Below are 16,599 nucleotides of genomic sequence, written 5' to 3'. Positions count from 1 at the left end.
AAGCTACAGTAAAATAAAGAAACCGCATTTTAGTTTTTATAGGTAAGTTAAAGAAGCGTTTCGGGCCTCTTTTTGTAAAAAGTGACCGGAAACGCCTTCACGTCCATTCCTTATTTCTTCACGGTATCAATTAACGTGAGGTCAATGGTGCGCTCCAATACATTGGCCGCTTTCACCTCTACGATCACCTCATCACCAAACGAGATAATACGTTTGTTGTTCTGCCCGATGATGCGGTAGTTAGCAGCGTCCAGTTCGTAGAAATCGTCCTGCAGATCTGCCAGGCGAACCATGCCTTCGCATTTGTTCTCCTCAATCTCTACGTACATGCCCCAGTCTGTTAAACCAGAGACAATGCCCTTGAACTGCTGCCCAATAAAGCCGCTGATGTATTCTACCTGCTTGAACTTGATGGAAGCCCGCTCAGCATCTGCCGCGCGCTTCTCCATGTCTGAGGAGTGCAAGCTGCGCTCTTCAAATTCCTCCTTCTCGGCGGTAAAGTCTTTCTGGCTGTACTGGTGAATTAACCGGTGCGCCATCATATCTGGGTACCTTCTAATAGGCGACGTAAAGTGCGAGTAGTGCGCGAACGCCAGACCAAAGTGGCCTTCCTCCTCGGTGCTGTACTTGGCCTTCGCCATGGTTCTGATAGCCAGGCTTTGCAGCACACTTTGCTCGGGCTTGCCTAGCGTTTGGTCGGCTAGTTTGTTCAGCTCTTTGGAGATGTCACGGCCTTCCTCTAACTCAACTTTATAGCCAAACCTGCGCGCAAACATAGAGAAGTTCATCAATTTCTCTGGGTCTGGGGCGCCGTGCGTACGGTACACCATTGGCAGTTTGTTCTTGCCTTTGCGTTGCTTGTACACATGCTCAGCTACGTATTTGTTGGCCAGCAACATAAACTCTTCAATGAGTTTATGCGCGTCTTTGCGTTCTTTCACGTACAAATGCAGCGGCTTGCCGTTCTCATCCAGCTTGAATTTTACTTCAATGGTTTCAAAGTTCACGGCTCCGTTCTGGAAGCGTTTGTCTTTGAATTTCTTGGCCAGTTCATTCAGCTTCAGGATTTCCTGGGAAAAGTCACCTTCGCTGGTTTCAATCACCTGCTGGGCTTCTTCGTAGGAGAACCGTCGGTCTGAGTGAATGATGGTGCGGCCAATCCAGTACTCATGGATTTTGGCGTTGTCATCTATCTCAAACACCACTGAGAACGTGAGTTTATCTTCATGCGGCCGCAAAGAACACAGGCCGTTAGACAAGCGCTCTGGCAACATAGGAATGGTACGGTCTACCAGATACACCGAGGTGGCGCGACGGTAAGCCTCTTTCTCCAGCTTGCTACCAGGCTGCACGTAGTGGGTCACATCGGCAATGTGCACGCCTATCTCCCAGTTGCCGTTCTCCAATTGACGCATGCTGAGCGCATCATCAAAGTCTTTGGCATCGGCGGGGTCAATGGTGAACGTAGTGATGGCCCTAAAGTCACGGCGCTTGGCAATTTCCTCCTGGGTGATTCCCTCGGGAATAGCCTCGGCCTCCTTCTCCACTGATTCAGGGAATTCGAACGGTAAACCGAATTCGGCCATGATGGCGTGGATCTCAGCGTTGTGTTCCCCGGCCGGGCCGAACACCCGGATGATCTCACCGGTAGGTTTCTTCTCGGGGTCTTCTGGCCAATCGGTCACTTTCACCAGTACTTTGTCGTTGTGCTTGGCATCGGCTAGGCCGCGCTCACCCACAAATACATCAAAGTACATGCGTTTCTGGTCAGGCACAATAAAACCGTAGCCCTTTGACATTTGCAGTCGGCCCACAATTTCCTCGCGCTGGCGCTGAATCACTTCTACCACTTCACCCTCTGGGCGCTCGTTGGCCCGGCGGCTGCGGCGCAGTTGCACGCGTACGGTATCACCGTCCATGGCAAACATGAGGCGCTCTACCGGAACGCGGATGTCCTGCTCGCTTTCTTCGCTTACCACGTAGGCGTGGCGGGCATTGGCCAGATCAACCTTGCCTACAATGGTAGGCCCGCCTCTACGGGAGACGGTGGCCGCGCCGCGCTCAGATTCTCTCCGGCTGCTGCGCTCTGGTCGGTTGGTGCTTCTTTCCAGACTTTCTCTGAACTCAGGGTTGAGAATATAGGAGTCATCTGGCAGAAAGATCAGTTCACCGTTTTTGCTCATCTTTTTCAGAAGCCCAGATACTTCCTCACGGCCTTCTTTCGCGGTGATGCCTAGGCGGCGATGCAACTGACGGTACGTGAAAACTTTCTTAGGCTCCTGGATAAAAATATTCAATAGTATCTCTCTAGACACGTCGCCGGTGTTTGCTCCGCCTTCGCTGCGTCTTCCAGATGTTCCTCCTTTTTCACGGCGGGGAGCGCCTTTATCTTTTCTGGGGTTACCAGACCGCGGGGCTGAATCTCTGCCGGCACCCGGGCCTCTTCTTTTTCTTTCCATTAATTCTTTTCAATTATTCATAGGCTCTGTTTTCAAGCGCAGAACCTAGGCGGCAGCGAATTCCGCTACCTGTTTTATTTCATTCCTGCTTTCCTTCCACTCCCTATGAAAGCATTTATGTTTTGCTGTTTACGCCCTTGTTTTAGGAAAATAGGCCAAAAACGCCCTTGCGGAGGAGGCGTTTGCAAATATACCTATTCGTCTATACTTGCATTGTACGTTTTTCGTTTCTCTTGCGCCGCTAAAATATCAGTAAGTTCTCCGGCCGGAATAGCCTGGAGCAAGGCCTTGGTGTAAGGCTGCTGCGGAGAAGAGAAAATTTGCTGCGCGGGGCCCTGCTCCACAACCTGGCCTTTGTCCATCACCAACAGGCGATCTGACATGAACTTAGCCACAGACAGGTCATGGGTAATAAAGAGGAGCGTGAGGTTAAGCTCGCGCTTTAAACGGTTGAGCAGGTTCAAGACTTGCGCCTGCACAGACACGTCTAAAGACGATACTATCTCATCACAGATGATACACGTGGGTTCCAGCGCCAACGCTCTGGCAATGCAGATGCGCTGCAATTGACCGCCGGAAAATTCTTGGGGATAAAGGTGAAAATGTTCGGGTGAAAGGTTGACGGTCTCCAATAACTCTATGGCGCGCTGCTTTCTTTCCCGCTGGGTATGTAACACCTGATGCACCTGCATGGGTTCCATGATAGACTCCCCTATTTTCATCATGGGGTTGAGCGAAGCCAAGGGATCTTGAAAGATCATCTGGAAGTCTTTGCGGCTTTTTCTTAGCTCTTCTTTGGGCAACGTGGCCCAATCCTTTCGGTTGAAAACTACCTTTCCTTGGGTAGGTTCTATTAACCGTAATAAGGCTCTGCCTAACGTGGTTTTTCCACAGCCAGATTCGCCCACAATGCCCAGGGTCTCGCCCGGGAAAACTTCAAAGGAAACTCCGTTTACCGCTTTTATGGGCTCTTTTTTCTGCCAGAAGAACATTCTGCTTCTGGTGAATTCCACGTGGATATCCTGAGCTTTCAAGAGAGGCTCCCGGGAGGCACTTTGCGTATGTGAATTCCCTGAATCAATGGGTTTGGCTTGTTGGTTCTCCACCACTTTCAAAGGAGGTAACTCAGACAGGCTTTTATCCTGGATATTTCCCTGAGCGTCTACTGCCATGAAATCTGAGACGGTAGGTAACACTGCCACCTGGGTCTTTAAAGTAGGACGGCAGGCGAGCAAGGCTTTGGTATACGGGTGCTGAGGATTGGAGAAGATTTGCGTCACTGAACCTTCTTCCACTACCCGGCCTTGGTACATGACCAAGATACGGTCGGCTATTTGGGCTACCACCCCAAGATCATGGGAGATGAACAGCATGGCCATCTGTTTCTCTAAGCGTAGTTCTGTTAGCAATTGTAAAATACCCCCTTGCACGGTTACATCCAGGGCGGTGGTTGGTTCATCGGCAATCAAGAGCGAGGGCTCACAGGCCATGGCCATGGCAATCATGATGCGCTGCTTCTGCCCGCCGGAAAGCTCGTGTGGAAAACTCCTGAAAACCTTTTCTGGATCCGGAAGCTTTACCAACTCAAAAAGGGCGATCGTACGTAAATAAGCCTCTTTTTTGGAAATAGGCAGGTGAATCAGCAATGCTTCGGCCACCTGTTTTCCACAGGAGATAACTGGGTTAAGCGAAGACATAGGATCTTGAAAGATCATGGCAATCTCCTTGCCCCTTACTTTCTGTAGTTGCTTCTCTGTAAGGGTAAGTAGATCAACTAAGGCTAACTGCGGAAAGTTGAATAAAGCTGTACCAGAGGTATGTACCCCAACAGATGGCAAAAGCTGCATCAATGACAAGGCCGTCACCGTTTTGCCTGAGCCCGATTCACCCACAAGAGCTACAACTTCCCCTTTCCTGACCTGGAAAGAAATATCCTTTACGGCCTGCACCTCTCCCTGCCTGCCCTGAAAGCTGATGCTCAAATCAGTTACCTGTAATAAAGGAGCGGAGAAAGCCATGTTACCCTATGTGGTGGTATAAGTTGAATTCAGTCCAGAAAAAGTGCCTGAAGGCCTTACTTCTGGTTAGCCTTTTAAGGAACAGATTGCCTGAGTAGCTGCAATGTTGGGTTTACCCAGAGAACTTCCAAAGGCTTTCCCTACCCCTAATTTATTTTAAGACACAACTTAAATAATTAAACCTAAGTATTCACAATACATTTTGCCCTATACCCTTTCTTTCGTCTTTATTAAAGTCTTATGAAACACGTTCACTCCCTACGCACCTTTTTTCTAAAAAGTGCTTTAGCAGGGTTCTTCTTCCTTTTTTTAGTACCCAGTGCTTCTGCCCAGCACCGTTATCCAAACCATTTTAGAACCGGGGTGGGTTTTGCGTATATCTTAGAAGGCGATAACAGCGGCGCGTTGTTCTCCCAGCAATATACCCGCGAACTAACCGACCATTTACACGTTGCCTTTTCTGGCGAGTACCTCAGTTCCTCCCGCTATGATAAGCAAGCACTGCTTTTTACCTCCAGAAAAGCCTTTGTCATGTTTGATGCTTCCCTTTTCTATGATATCACCGAGACAGGCAGGTACACGATTAAATTTGGGGTTGGGCCTGCCGTAAGAAGGCGTTCAGAACTGGACTTGGTTAGAGGAGGTGTTCCCGAAGGGACTGTCACTACGCCTGGCTTAGCTCCTGGTGATGTATTTGCCCATATCAGAGAAAAAGATATAGGTGGGAAACTAGTGGTTGAAACCGACTTCTTCAATGATAACCGTCTTTTCTTTGGCTTGAGGGCTTCTGGTTATATGTATGACCAAGGAACATCCATCTTTGCCATGCAAGTGAACATGGGCTATTCTTTCTAGGTCTAGACAGTTATATAAAAAAGAGGGCTGCCTTTGCCAGACAGCCCTCTTTTTTATGCTTCCACAATATTGATTTCGTGTTTCTCTTTGGCGGGCGGATGGTTCAGGAACCGGTTCTGATTGAAGATAATAATCAAAACCCCCACAAATATAGCGGCGTCTGCTATGTTGAAGATTGGCCACAAAGACATGGGCGTTCCGCCGATGATAGGAATCCAATGTGGCAAGATACCTTCCCAGATATCAATGTAGAACATATCAATCACCTGCCCGTGCAGCCACGGAGTAGAAACACCATACGGAGCATTGTCCAGTAAAACCCCATAAAACACACTGTCAATCAGGTTGCCTACAGCACCGCCCAAGATTAAGCCTACGCACCAGATCAAACCTTTAGGGTAACGGTGCTGCACTAAGTAGTATACTAAATACCCAATGGCCACCATTGCTACCATTCTAAAGACGGTTAAGATAATCTTGCCGTAGTCTGAGCCCAACTCCACCCCGAAGGCCATGCCGGGGTTCAGCGTGTAATGCAGCTTGAACCAATCCCCAAATACCGGAATCTGACCAGCCATTCCCATTTGCATGTTGTTGTGCACCAGCATCTTCACGGCCTGGTCAATGACGATTACCAGCAAGGCAACCAGATAATATTTAGTATACTTCATGATTAAGGTTTTACCTGCCGTTTTAAGCCTCTTTTTCTGAAAAGAAGCCTTAAACGGCTGGCGTTCAATCTTCATTTTAATTCCTGAGCAAGCGGAATATTACCTGGCTACTTCTAAGCGTACCGGCAAACTGAATCCTTCCATGTCCAACACGGCGGCATCTGCTTCCGTTAAAGTTGGTACCAAGGTCAGTTCCACCGCCTGTACTTCTTCAGAGATATACCCCCCAAAAGCTTGAACGGCGGCGGCCACTTCTTCATTGCCACCTTGCAGGAACACTCTTATTTTATCTTGTACATCCAAACCGCTGTCTTTGCGCAGGTTCTGCAGGCGGTTCACCAACTCACGGGCCATCCCTTCCAGACGAAGTTCTTCGGTAATGGTAATATCCAGCGCTACGGTCAACGCTCCCTCAGAAGCTACCAACCAACCGGGTATATCCTCAGACATGATCTCCACATCTTCGCGGCTCAATACCGTGGTGTCATCTTCCACCGGAATCTCAAAGAAACCTTCGCGTTCCATCTTGGCAATGTCTTCCTGGCTCATCTGTTGGATCTGCGCAGCCACCAATTTCAGCTTCGGCCCAAATACCTGGCCTAAGCGCTTGAAGTTAGGCTTGATCTTCTTCACCAGAATGCCCGTGGTGTCTTCCAGGTACTGCAGGCTCTTCACGTTCACCTCAGAGAGAATCAGATCTTCCACCGCTTGCAGTTGCGTCTTCATCTTCTCATCTAAGATGGGCACCAAGATACGGCTCAACGGTTGACGCACTTTGATCATGTGCTTTTTGCGCAGCGAGTGCACCAAAGACGAAACGCTCTGCGCCAATTGCATGCGTTGCTCCAAATCTACATCTATCAGGTTTTCCTGTACCTGTGGGAACAACTCTAAATGCACCGACTCTGATTTGCTCCGGCCACTCACATGGGTTAGATCCAGGAACAGACGATCCATGTAAAACGGCGCAATCGGTGAGGCCAGTTTCGCCACGGTTTCCAGGCAGGTGTACAGCGTTTGGTAGGCGGCCAGTTTGTCTTGGTTCAGCTCGCCTTTCCAGAAACGTTTGCGGTTGAGGCGCACGTACCAGTTGCTCAGCTCATCGGCGACAAACTCCTGGATGGCACGGGCCGCTTTGGTAGGATCGTAATCATCAAAGTAGCCAGCCACTTCTTTCACCAGCGTGTTCAAACGGGAGATGATCCAACGGTCACTCTCGGTGCGCTGCGCTACCGGTACTTCTTCGCCTTCAAAGGTGAAGCCGTCTAGGTTGGCATACAGCGCGAAGAACGAGTACGTGTTCTGCAAGGTCCCGAAGAACCGGCGCTGTACCTCGGTGATACCGTCTAGGTTGAATTTGAGGTTGTCCCAGGGTGGCGCGTTCACAATCATGTACCAGCGGGTGGCATCGGGGCCAAAGCGGCCGATGGTCTCAAACGGATCAACGGCGTTGCCGAGGCGCTTGCTCATCTTGTTTCCGTTCTTGTCCAGCACCAGACCGTTCGCGATCACGTTCTTGAACGCCACGCTGTCTTCCAGCATTACGGCCAGTGCGTGCAGGGTGAAGAACCAACCACGGGTCTGGTCCACGCCCTCGGCGATGAAGTCTGCCGGGAAGTTAGCGTCAAAGGTTTCTTTGTTCTCAAAGGGGTAATGCCACTGCGCATAGGGCATGGCACCGGAGTCAAACCACACATCAATGAGGTCTAACTCACGTTTCATAGGTTTGCCACTCGGACTTACCAACACAATGTTATCCACGTACGGGCGGTGCAGGTCGAAGCCTTCGTAGTTGAAATCAGTAATTCCTAGCTCAGCGCGTGGTTCCTCGGTTCCGGTGGGGCTAAGCACAAACTCACCGGCAAACTCCAATAAGGTATTAACCTCATGTTCAGCTTTAGGGCCCGTAGGTTTTTCCACAGTTTTTTTGGCTGCCCGCAAGGGGTTCTCCGTCATGAATCCGGCGGCAATGCTGCGCTCAATCTCGCGGTCTAACTCGGCCACGGAGCCGATACAGATTTCCTGGTCGCCTTCCTCGGTGCGCCAGATAGGCAGCGGCGTTCCCCAGTAGCGCGAGCGCGACAGGTTCCAGTCCACCAGGTTCTCCAGCCAGTTCCCGAAACGACCCGAGCCCGTAGACTCTGGTTTCCAGTTAATGGTTTTGTTCAGCTCAATCAACCGTGCCTTCACTGCCGTGGTTTTGATGAACCAGCTATCCAGCGGATAGTAAAGTACGGGTTTGTCGGTGCGCCAGCAGTGTGGGTAGCTGTGCTCGTACTTCTCAACTCTAAAGGCTTTTCCTTCTTCTTTCAGTTTGATGGCGATAAGAACATCGGTGCTCTTGTATTCTTTATCGTTCTCGTCCAGGCCGTCATAGTTCTTCACCGGCATGCCGGCAAAGTCCGTCACTTCTTTCACGAAGCGACCTTGGCGGTTCACCAACGGTGTTGGCTTCCCGAATTCATCGGTTACCAACAATGCCGGAATGTCGTTCTGCGCGGCTACCCTAAAGTCATCGGCCCCAAACGTTGGCGAGATATGCACAATACCGGTACCATCCTCCGTTGTCACGAAATCACCGATCAATACTCTAAAGGCTGGTTTATCTGGCTGCACATATGGCATGAGTTGCTCGTACTCAACTCCGGCCAATTGCTCACCGGTGAACTCACCCAGAACTTTGAACGGAATTAGCTTATCACCGGGCTGGTAGGCCTCCAGTTCTAACTCGGCAGCTTTAGGAGAGAAGTATTGACCCAATAAATCTTTGGCCAGAATCACCGTAGCTGGTGTGTACAAGTATGGGTTGAAGGTTTGCACCTGCACGTACTTGATGTTCTTACCTACTGCCAAAGCGGTGTTGGCGGGAAGCGTCCAAGGCGTAGTTGTCCACGCAAGAAAATAGTTCTCTGCGGCAGCTTCAAATAGAAACGCTGATTTCTGATTGTTGATAATCTTGAACTGCGCCACAATAGACGTATCCTTCACGTTGCGGTACGTGCCGGGTTGGTTCAACTCGTGCGAGCTCAAACCGGTACCGGCCGCCGGAGAGAACGGCTGGATGGTGTAGCCTTTGTACAGGTAGCCTTTGTCATAGAGCTTTTTGAGCAGCGCCCAGTTAGACTCTATGTATTGGTTCTCAAACGTGATGTACGGATTGTTCAGGTCTACCCAGTAGCCCATGCGTTCGGTGAGGTCGTCCCACTGGTCTTTGAAGCGCATCACGGTCTCGCGGCAGCGGGCGTTGTACTCCTCTACCGTGATGGTTTTCCCTATGTCTTCTTTGGTAATGCCCAGTTCCTTCTCTACCTGCAACTCAATGGGCAGACCGTGGGTGTCCCAGCCGCCTTTGCGCTGCACCTGGAACCCTTGCAGGGTTTTGTAGCGGCAGAAAATATCTTTCACGGCGCGGGCCATCACGTGGTGAATGCCCGGTGCGCCGTTGGCCGAGGGTGGCCCCTCATAAAAAACGAAAGTGGGCTGACCCGCCCGGGTCTCCACCGATTTCTCAAAGATGCGGTTCTGCTTCCAGTAGGCTCTCACCTCCTCGGCCAGACCCGCATAGTCTAGTTGTTTATACTCGTTGTACTTCACCTTTTTGTCTATAGGATGTGGTAGGTGTTATTCTATTATAATAGTATCGCTTCTGAAAAGGTATTCTGTCAAAGCAAATACTAGCTAAAGCTTTACGTGCTGAAAGAAACAATCTCCCGCAAGGCATAATAAAGCAAAGTTAAACAATAAATAACTTGTGAATGGATTCCAACGCTTTTTTCCGTTTTAGGGATGTTTTTTTGAAAACAGGCTTAAAATAGGAATGCGCTGGTTAAATGATTCTCTCCGTTGGCGCGAGCTTGCCTCTCAGACGCGTGTGGGTTCTGTGGCCTCTGACCCCCTCTTTGTTTATCTAAAGCGGCCAGAGGCCGCAGGTACCTCACACTCGCGGGACGCAAGCGAGTGAAATCATCACTTTTCTAGCACTACTAGCCAAAGTTTACCAGAGCAGAATAGATACCGTTGAAAACTCTCCGTTTTAGAACCGTTTTTCTAAAATCAGCCTGGAAACGGAAAATACAGTTTTTCACAGGATAACTTCTCAGCTTTCTGCCTTAACAGATTTTATTCGCCATTTTCTTAACCGCAGCATTTCCTTTCTTTGTTTCTTTGCCAGCACACTTATAAACATATAACCATGTCTTCCACCCTGATTACCTCCGTCAGTTATCAACCGCTGAATTTGCCTTTGCTAGAACCTTTCGCCATTGCTACGGGCACCCAGTACCAGGTAGAGAATGTGGTGGTGCAGGTACAGCTCGCCGATGGCACCTTTGGGCTGGGCGAGGCGGCTCCCTTCCCGGCGGTGAGCGGCGAGACGCAGGAAAGTACCTTGGCGGTGTTGCAGGAGTTGGAAAACCACCTGCTCGGGAAAGATGTCAAAAACTGGCGCACCCTGGCTAAAGAATTGGATGAACTCGCACCACAGGCGCCCGCCGCCCGCTGCGGGTTGGAGATGGCGGTCTTGGATGCTTTGTGCAAACATTACCAGATGCCGCTGTACGTTTTCTTTGGCGGAGCAAAAACTCAGTTAATCACCGACCTCACCATTACCGCCGGAGATGAGGCCCATGCGGCGGCTTCTGCCAAGTCAATCGTGGAACGCGGATTCTCTATTATAAAGGTGAAGACCGAAGGAGTGGATGTGGAGTATGACCTACGCCGCCTACAAGCTATCCACACGGCTGCCCCTACCGCTAAACTGATTGTGGACGGAAATTGCGGTTATGATTTGCCGCGTGCCCAGCGGTTTGTGCACAGTCTGTCGGAATCGAAAATCCCGGTTATCTTACTGGAACAGCCACTTCCGCGTGAATCTTGGGAAGACTTGGCCGTGTTGGCAAGCACCTGCCCTTTCCCCATTGCGGCAGACGAATCGGCGCGTAGTGCCAGCGACGTGGCACGGCTGGCGCAAGACCAAAGTGCCTCGGTTGTCAACATAAAATTGATGAAGTGCGGGGTGCTGGAAGCATTGCAGATGGCGGCTTTGGCCCAGGTGCACGGATTGGGGTTGATGATTGGGGGCATGGTGGAAAGTATTCTAGCCATGACCTTCTCGGCTCACTTCGCCGCGGGCATTGGCGGGTTTGATTTCGTGGATCTGGATACGCCTTTGTTTATTGCGGAGCATCCGTTTACGGGCGGCTTTCAGCAAGAGGGAGAAAACATTAGACTTGATGCAGGAACTGCAGGGCATGGGGTTTGGTTGGCAGAGGCTTTGTAGATGACGTTTAATTCAATTGTGCGTTTTAAGCCTGTTTTCTAAAAACAAGCCTAAAAACAGGAATAAAGAAGTGGACGCATTTTATGGTAGGGGCGTATCGCATACGCCCAGCATTCCTGATCTATTCGCGTACGCGTACGCAATCAGCTTTAATTCCTTGATGCAACTGAACTGCCGGTGGCAGGCGCATTGGGCGTATGCGATACGCCCCTACAGGCAATATACTTTTCCACAACAAAAAAGGCCTTTCCAAATTGGAAAGGCCTTTTTTGTATTTTCTGCTTTAGGCCTGTTTTTCTAAAAACAGGCCTAAAACGCACAATTACAATTTCTCGAAGATGCGTTTGAAACTTACGGCATCGCCGATGTACTGGCGGAGTTCTGAGAGATGCATACGCTTCTGCTCGCGGCTGTCGCGCTCCCGGACGGTGACGGTGTCGTTCTCCAACGTCTCATAGTCAACGGCAATACAGAACGGGGTTCCGATCAGATCCTGGCGGGTGTAGCGTTTGCCTATGGCGTCGCGCTCTTCGTAGATCATGTTGAAATCGAATTTCAGGTTATCGAAAATCTGCATGGCTTTCTCGGGCAGGCCGTCTTTTTTCACGAGCGGGAACACGGCGGCTTTCACCGGGGCAATGGCGGGGTGGAATTTCAGGAAGGTACGGGTCTTGGTGTTCTCGCCTTCGGTGATTTCCTCTTCCTGGTAGGCGTTGCAGAGCGTCATCAAAAACAGACGGTCGGCGCCCACAGAGGTTTCCACCACATAGGGTACGTAGTTTCCGTAAGGTTTGCCGTCTTCGTTTAAATCATTGTCAAAGTACTGCTGCTTTTTGCGGCTCAGGTTTTGGTGCTGGGTTAAGTCAAAGTCGGTGCGGGAGTGGATGCCTTCTACTTCTTTGAAACCGAACGGGAACTCAAACTCAATGTCTACGGCGGCGTTGGCGTAGTGGGCCAGTTTCTCATGGTCATGGAAACGGAGTTTCTCAGTAGGCACGCCCAGCGCCTCGTGCCAGTTGCGGCGCATGGTGCGCCAGTGCTGGTACCATTCCATCTCGGTGCCGGGGCGCACGAAGAACTGCATCTCCATCTGCTCAAACTCGCGCATTCTAAAGATGAACTGGCGGGCCACAATCTCGTTCCGGAACGCTTTGCCTATCTGGGCAATCCCGAAGGGCACTTTCATACGGCCAGATTTCTGCACGTTCAGGAAGTTCACGAAGATTCCCTGGGCGGTTTCGGGCCGTAGGTAAATGGTGCTGGAGTCTTCGGCCACCGAGCCTACCTGGGTGGAAAACATCAGGTTGAATTGGCGCACCTCCGTCCAATTGGAAGTACCTGAGATGGGGCACTTTATGTTTTCTGAGATAATCAATTGCTGTACGCCTTTCAGATCTTCGGCACCCAGCAAACGGCCCATTTCCTGTAGCAGCGCTTGGGCTTTTTCCACATCGCCTTGCTTCTCGTACTCGGCGGCTTTCTCCTCCAGCAGCACATCGGCGCGGTAACGCTTCTTGGAATCCAGGTTGTCAACCATGGGGTCGTTGAAGGAGTCTACGTGGCCCGATGCTTTCCAGGTGCTGGGGTGCATGAAGATGGCGGCGTCAATGCCTACCACGTTCTGGTGCAGTTGGGTCATGCATTTCCACCAAAGCGTTTTGAGGTTGTTTTTCAACTCCACCCCATTTTGGCCGTAATCATACACGGCTTGCAGACCGTCATAGATCTCGCTGGAGGGGAACACGAAACCGTATTCTTTGGCGTGCGAGATGATGTCTTTTAACTGTGCGTTTTCTGTGGTTTTCTCAGGTGTGCTCATGGGCGCAAATATAGAGGTTTCGTTGGCACTTTTCTAAAACACCGTATTGCTTTGGTTAGAGAGATACCGCATCTGCCGCTTAAATGTTCTGTCAAGCGGCCAGAGTATGAAATGGGTTTGTGGTTAGTTCGTACTTTTACTCCGTCACAATTTAGCAGAGGAAACATTCCTTAACAATTCGGTAACATTACCAGGAATTTAATCCTTTACTTTTGGCACCTTTTTCTCACCTATATTACATTATGTTCGGATTAGAAACAGATCTGTTGATCTTGCTGGTAATTTGCTTACTGGCCGCGTGTGCTTTTGAATTTGTGAACGGTTTCCATGATACGGCTAATGCTGTGGCCACCGTTATTTACACCAATACCCTTCGCCCTTGGGCGGCCGTGGTCTGGTCTGGTTTCTGGAACTTCATTGGCGTTTTTGCCGGCGGAATTGGCGTGGCCATGGGAATTGTGTACCTGCTGCCCATTGAAACGCTCATTGACCAGGACGTTTGGCACGGGATTGCCATGATTGGGGCTTTATTGATAAGTGCCATTCTCTGGAACCTGGGCACCTGGTACTACGGTCTTCCTTCTTCCAGCTCCCACACCCTCATTGGCTCTATTCTAGGGTTAGGGATTGCCTATTCTCTTCTGCCTTCCACCACCGAGGCTTCTTTCGCCTGGTCTGAGGCCACCAAAACGGGGATGTCTTTGCTTGTCTCTCCTTTCCTGGGCTTCACCTTAACCGTTTTCCTGATGTTTATTCTGAAACGGTTTGTAAAGAACAAGGCTATTTTCAAAGAGCCCCACAAACGCAAAGCCCCTCCCCTCTGGATCCGGATTATCCTGATCATTACCTGTACGCTGGTTTCGTTTTTCCATGGTTCCAATGATGGCCAGAAAGGCGTTGGTTTGGTTATGTTGATCTTGATTGCCATTGTGCCTTCTTATTACGCCTTGGATATTGAAAAAGACCCCGCCGGTTTAAGAAATTCTATTACCCAAGTAGAGCAGATTCTGGTGAAAGTAGACAGCACCGTCCTCTCGGCCTCAGATGCGCGGCAGTTGAACCTGCTGAACGAGGAAGTAAGTGAGATGAGAAGCATCTTCACGGCCAATCCTAACATGAGCAGCCTGCCCCAAGACAGCCGTTTTATCTTGCGCCGCGACATCCTTCTGATCACCAAAGGCACCGATAAACTCATGGACAGCCCTGACATCACGTTAAGTCAGCGTGACCGTGACCAGTTGATGGCAGGCGTAACCGGTATGCGCTCTTACACGGACTACGCCCCGGATTGGGTGATCATGATGATTGCGCTCTCCCTGGGGATTGGAACCATGATTGGCTGGAAGCGCATTGTGAAAACCATTGGTGAGAAAATAGGCAAAGAGCACTTAACCTACGCCCAGGGAGCCTCAGCCGAATTTATGGCTGCCAGCGTGATTGGGTTCTCCACGTTCGTTTTCAAGCTGCCGGTAAGTACCACGCACATCCTTTCTTCCGGTATCGCGGGCAGTATGGTGGCCAACAAAGGCATCAAAAACCTGAATGCCGGCACCATCCGGAACATTGCCCTGGCCTGGGTCTTGACTCTGCCGGTTTCCATGTTCCTATCGGGAACACTGTTCCTGCTTTTCCGCTGGATGTTCGCTTAAATCATATTAAGATCTCCGATTCAAAAGAGCCGCCTCATTTCTAAGGCGGCTCTTTTGGTTTGTGGTTACCGCCGCAGATTGATAAATCCGAAAGAGCAGAGTTATTAGCCAAACTCCAGCATCACCACTATTGCTCCTTTCTCCAGTTCCAGTCTTCCCCGAGCGCACCTCGCTTTTGGCCCTGGACAGGCAAAACTAAGAGAGACAGGCAGTGCGAGAGGGGAAGACGCGGGGCCCCGCGGCCATGAGCGCATACCGCCAAAGATGAAACAGCAAAGTATTTGCACCCACGCAATAACAGCCAAACCGAGGGAACAGCATAAGGCGTGCACCTGCAAATCTCTCCAAAGAAGTCAGTTCCAAGCAGAGGCTAAAAATGAACTACTATCAATTGGCCTTTAACCCGCAAACGTATCTCTGGCCCATACCCAAACTTTTGATTTAAGCTGTTTTCTAGCAAAACGCGGAACCTTAAAATCAATTCGTGTTTTCAGACCTTCTGCGAAGCGACGTTAGGATTTACTCACCAGAGCTCGCTGTTTTCAGTTTGATGGCTTTAAAGCAGTTTAAAGGGCTTCTGACACCAATGCCCCAGACTGGTTGTTCCACGGAAATTTCGTGGAACCGGAAAAAATTTTCTTTTTCTCCTCTCATACATAAAAGCGGCTTATTCATGAGAGTAAGAATCTTGTTGTTTTAAGGCTATTTTAGGAAAATCAGCTTTAAAACACCCGCAGCGAAGTGATAAAAACAAAAGAACCGCTCATGGCGGTTCTTTTGTCTGATTGGTTACTCGTATTTTCTGTTTTAGCCTTCTTTTGGCCAGAGAACTTCCAGGTTATCATCCATGTGTACCCCGAAGTTGACGGCCAGTAGCTTGCCTTCTTCAAAGTAGAGGTCAATCATCTCACGTTCGTAAGAAAGGCAGGTCACGTTGTTCTCAATTTTTTCCTTCTCTACGTTCTGCACGCCGTTTTCCTTGAACAACTGCTCCACTTCCTGCTGGCTCATTTCAAAGATCTTCTGCCCAAACAGGGTCACGTTGGGGTTGGCGGTTTCTATGCAGCTCAGGCGGTAGTCGTCTTCTTTGTCAAAGTAGAAGGAAAAGCCGCTATCCCAGTAATTCCAGGCCTTGTGCTCAAACTCGTCTTCCTCGTCAGACTCTTCCACTTCTTCGGGCTCGCCCATGATCTCCTCTACGTCGTCCATGTTCAGTCCGAAGCGCAGGTCGCCTATTCCGTATCCTAATTTTATCTCGTGGTCAAATTGTTCTCTGTCCTGTTCCATAGTTTCTATTGGTTATATGGTGGTTCCGTTTCCGGCTTGATTTTCCTAAAACTAGTCAAAAATAGCGGTTCTTCCACATTCTGCCCGCCGGGTGGCCCCTTCCGGAAAATCCGCGCCGCGCCCCAGCTCCCTTTTCTCTTTCCCGGTCTGCGGGCTTTTCCCACTTTTCCACGGAGTCAACTTGATATCTATTATAAAATGATTTTTTCTTAAAAAGAATCTTGTTCGTCATTAGGGCTGTGCAGAAGTGGATAAAATTTCTTCTCCCCACGTTTTCCCCGCACTTCTGGAATATCCTCTCAGTAGTCCCAATTATTCCCCCACTGCTGTGGATTCTTTTTCTGTCTCTGTCAGGTACTTAGGTGAACTTTCCACTTCTTCACATTAAAACCGGTGGAAAGCAGCCAACGTTTATACGCACGTGCATAACTTCCAGGATTTTCTGTTTTTATGAACGCTCACCCACAATTAAGGCTGTGAACGTAGAATTTCTGGTTTTTGGTTTTTGGTTTATCAGACTTGCCCGCGTCTTATCCAGAATCTTGTCCACAGTTATCCACCTG

At 49.9% G+C, this 16,599-nt stretch carries 9 protein-coding genes; 3 read left to right on the top strand and 6 right to left on the bottom strand.

What is annotated here, in order from left to right:
- Positions 1 to 110 precede the first annotated feature (110 nt).
- Together rnr and HHO50_RS04480 are read right to left on the bottom strand one after the other, a co-directional pair.
- Positions 111 to 2,459, bottom strand: coding sequence for a ribonuclease R (gene rnr / locus HHO50_RS04485; protein ID WP_181304816.1), 2,349 nt, complete (start codon positions 2,457 to 2,459; stop codon positions 111 to 113).
- 194 nt (positions 2,460 to 2,653) lie between these two features.
- A complete protein-coding gene (locus HHO50_RS04480; protein WP_181304815.1) occupies positions 2,654 to 4,477 on the bottom strand; it encodes an ABC transporter ATP-binding protein in 1,824 nt (607 codons plus the stop codon).
- A gap of 363 nt (positions 4,478 to 4,840) precedes the next feature.
- On the opposite strand from HHO50_RS04480, the gene HHO50_RS04475 reads away from it, so the two are divergent.
- Entirely contained in the window at positions 4,841 to 5,332 is a 492-nt protein-coding gene (locus tag HHO50_RS04475) for a hypothetical protein (protein ID WP_181304814.1), read from the top strand.
- Positions 5,333 to 5,385: 53 nt separating this feature from the next.
- On the opposite strand, the gene HHO50_RS04470 is transcribed toward HHO50_RS04475, so the two are convergent.
- Both HHO50_RS04470 and ileS read right to left on the bottom strand, forming a co-directional pair.
- Positions 5,386 to 6,003, bottom strand: a complete 618-nt coding sequence (locus HHO50_RS04470; RefSeq protein WP_181304813.1) for a lipoprotein signal peptidase — start codon at positions 6,001 to 6,003, stop codon at positions 5,386 to 5,388.
- A 99-nt stretch (positions 6,004 to 6,102) separates the two neighbouring features.
- On the bottom strand, positions 6,103 to 9,597 hold the full coding sequence (gene ileS, locus HHO50_RS04465) for an isoleucine--tRNA ligase (RefSeq protein ID WP_181304812.1): 3,495 nt from the start codon (positions 9,595 to 9,597) through the stop codon (positions 6,103 to 6,105).
- A 598-nt stretch (positions 9,598 to 10,195) separates the two neighbouring features.
- On the opposite strand from ileS, the gene HHO50_RS04460 reads away from it, so the two are divergent.
- On the top strand, positions 10,196 to 11,281 hold the full coding sequence (locus HHO50_RS04460; RefSeq protein ID WP_181304811.1) for a dipeptide epimerase: 1,086 nt from the start codon (positions 10,196 to 10,198) through the stop codon (positions 11,279 to 11,281).
- Between the two features lie 322 nt (positions 11,282 to 11,603).
- On the opposite strand, the gene HHO50_RS04455 is transcribed toward HHO50_RS04460, so the two are convergent.
- Positions 11,604 to 13,100, bottom strand: a complete 1,497-nt coding sequence (locus HHO50_RS04455) for a glycine--tRNA ligase (RefSeq protein WP_181304810.1) — start codon at positions 13,098 to 13,100, stop codon at positions 11,604 to 11,606.
- A 242-nt stretch (positions 13,101 to 13,342) separates the two neighbouring features.
- Between HHO50_RS04455 and HHO50_RS04450 the strand changes: the two genes are divergently transcribed.
- On the top strand, positions 13,343 to 14,749 hold the full coding sequence (locus tag HHO50_RS04450) for an inorganic phosphate transporter (protein WP_181304809.1): 1,407 nt from the start codon (positions 13,343 to 13,345) through the stop codon (positions 14,747 to 14,749).
- 807 nt (positions 14,750 to 15,556) lie between these two features.
- Here the strand turns inward: HHO50_RS04450 and HHO50_RS04445 are convergent.
- Positions 15,557 to 16,036 carry a hypothetical protein gene (locus HHO50_RS04445; RefSeq protein WP_181304808.1) on the bottom strand — a complete coding sequence of 160 codons (480 nt, stop codon included), beginning with the start codon at positions 16,034 to 16,036 and terminating at the stop codon, positions 15,557 to 15,559.
- Between the last annotated feature and the right edge of the window lie 563 nt (positions 16,037 to 16,599).

Source organism: Rufibacter sp. XAAS-G3-1 (assembly GCF_013623775.1).
Classification (GTDB): Bacteria; Bacteroidota; Bacteroidia; order Cytophagales; family Hymenobacteraceae; genus Nibribacter.
The sequence above is the reverse complement of the archived record's forward strand: the minus strand, read 5'-3'. Positions and strand labels throughout refer to the sequence as shown.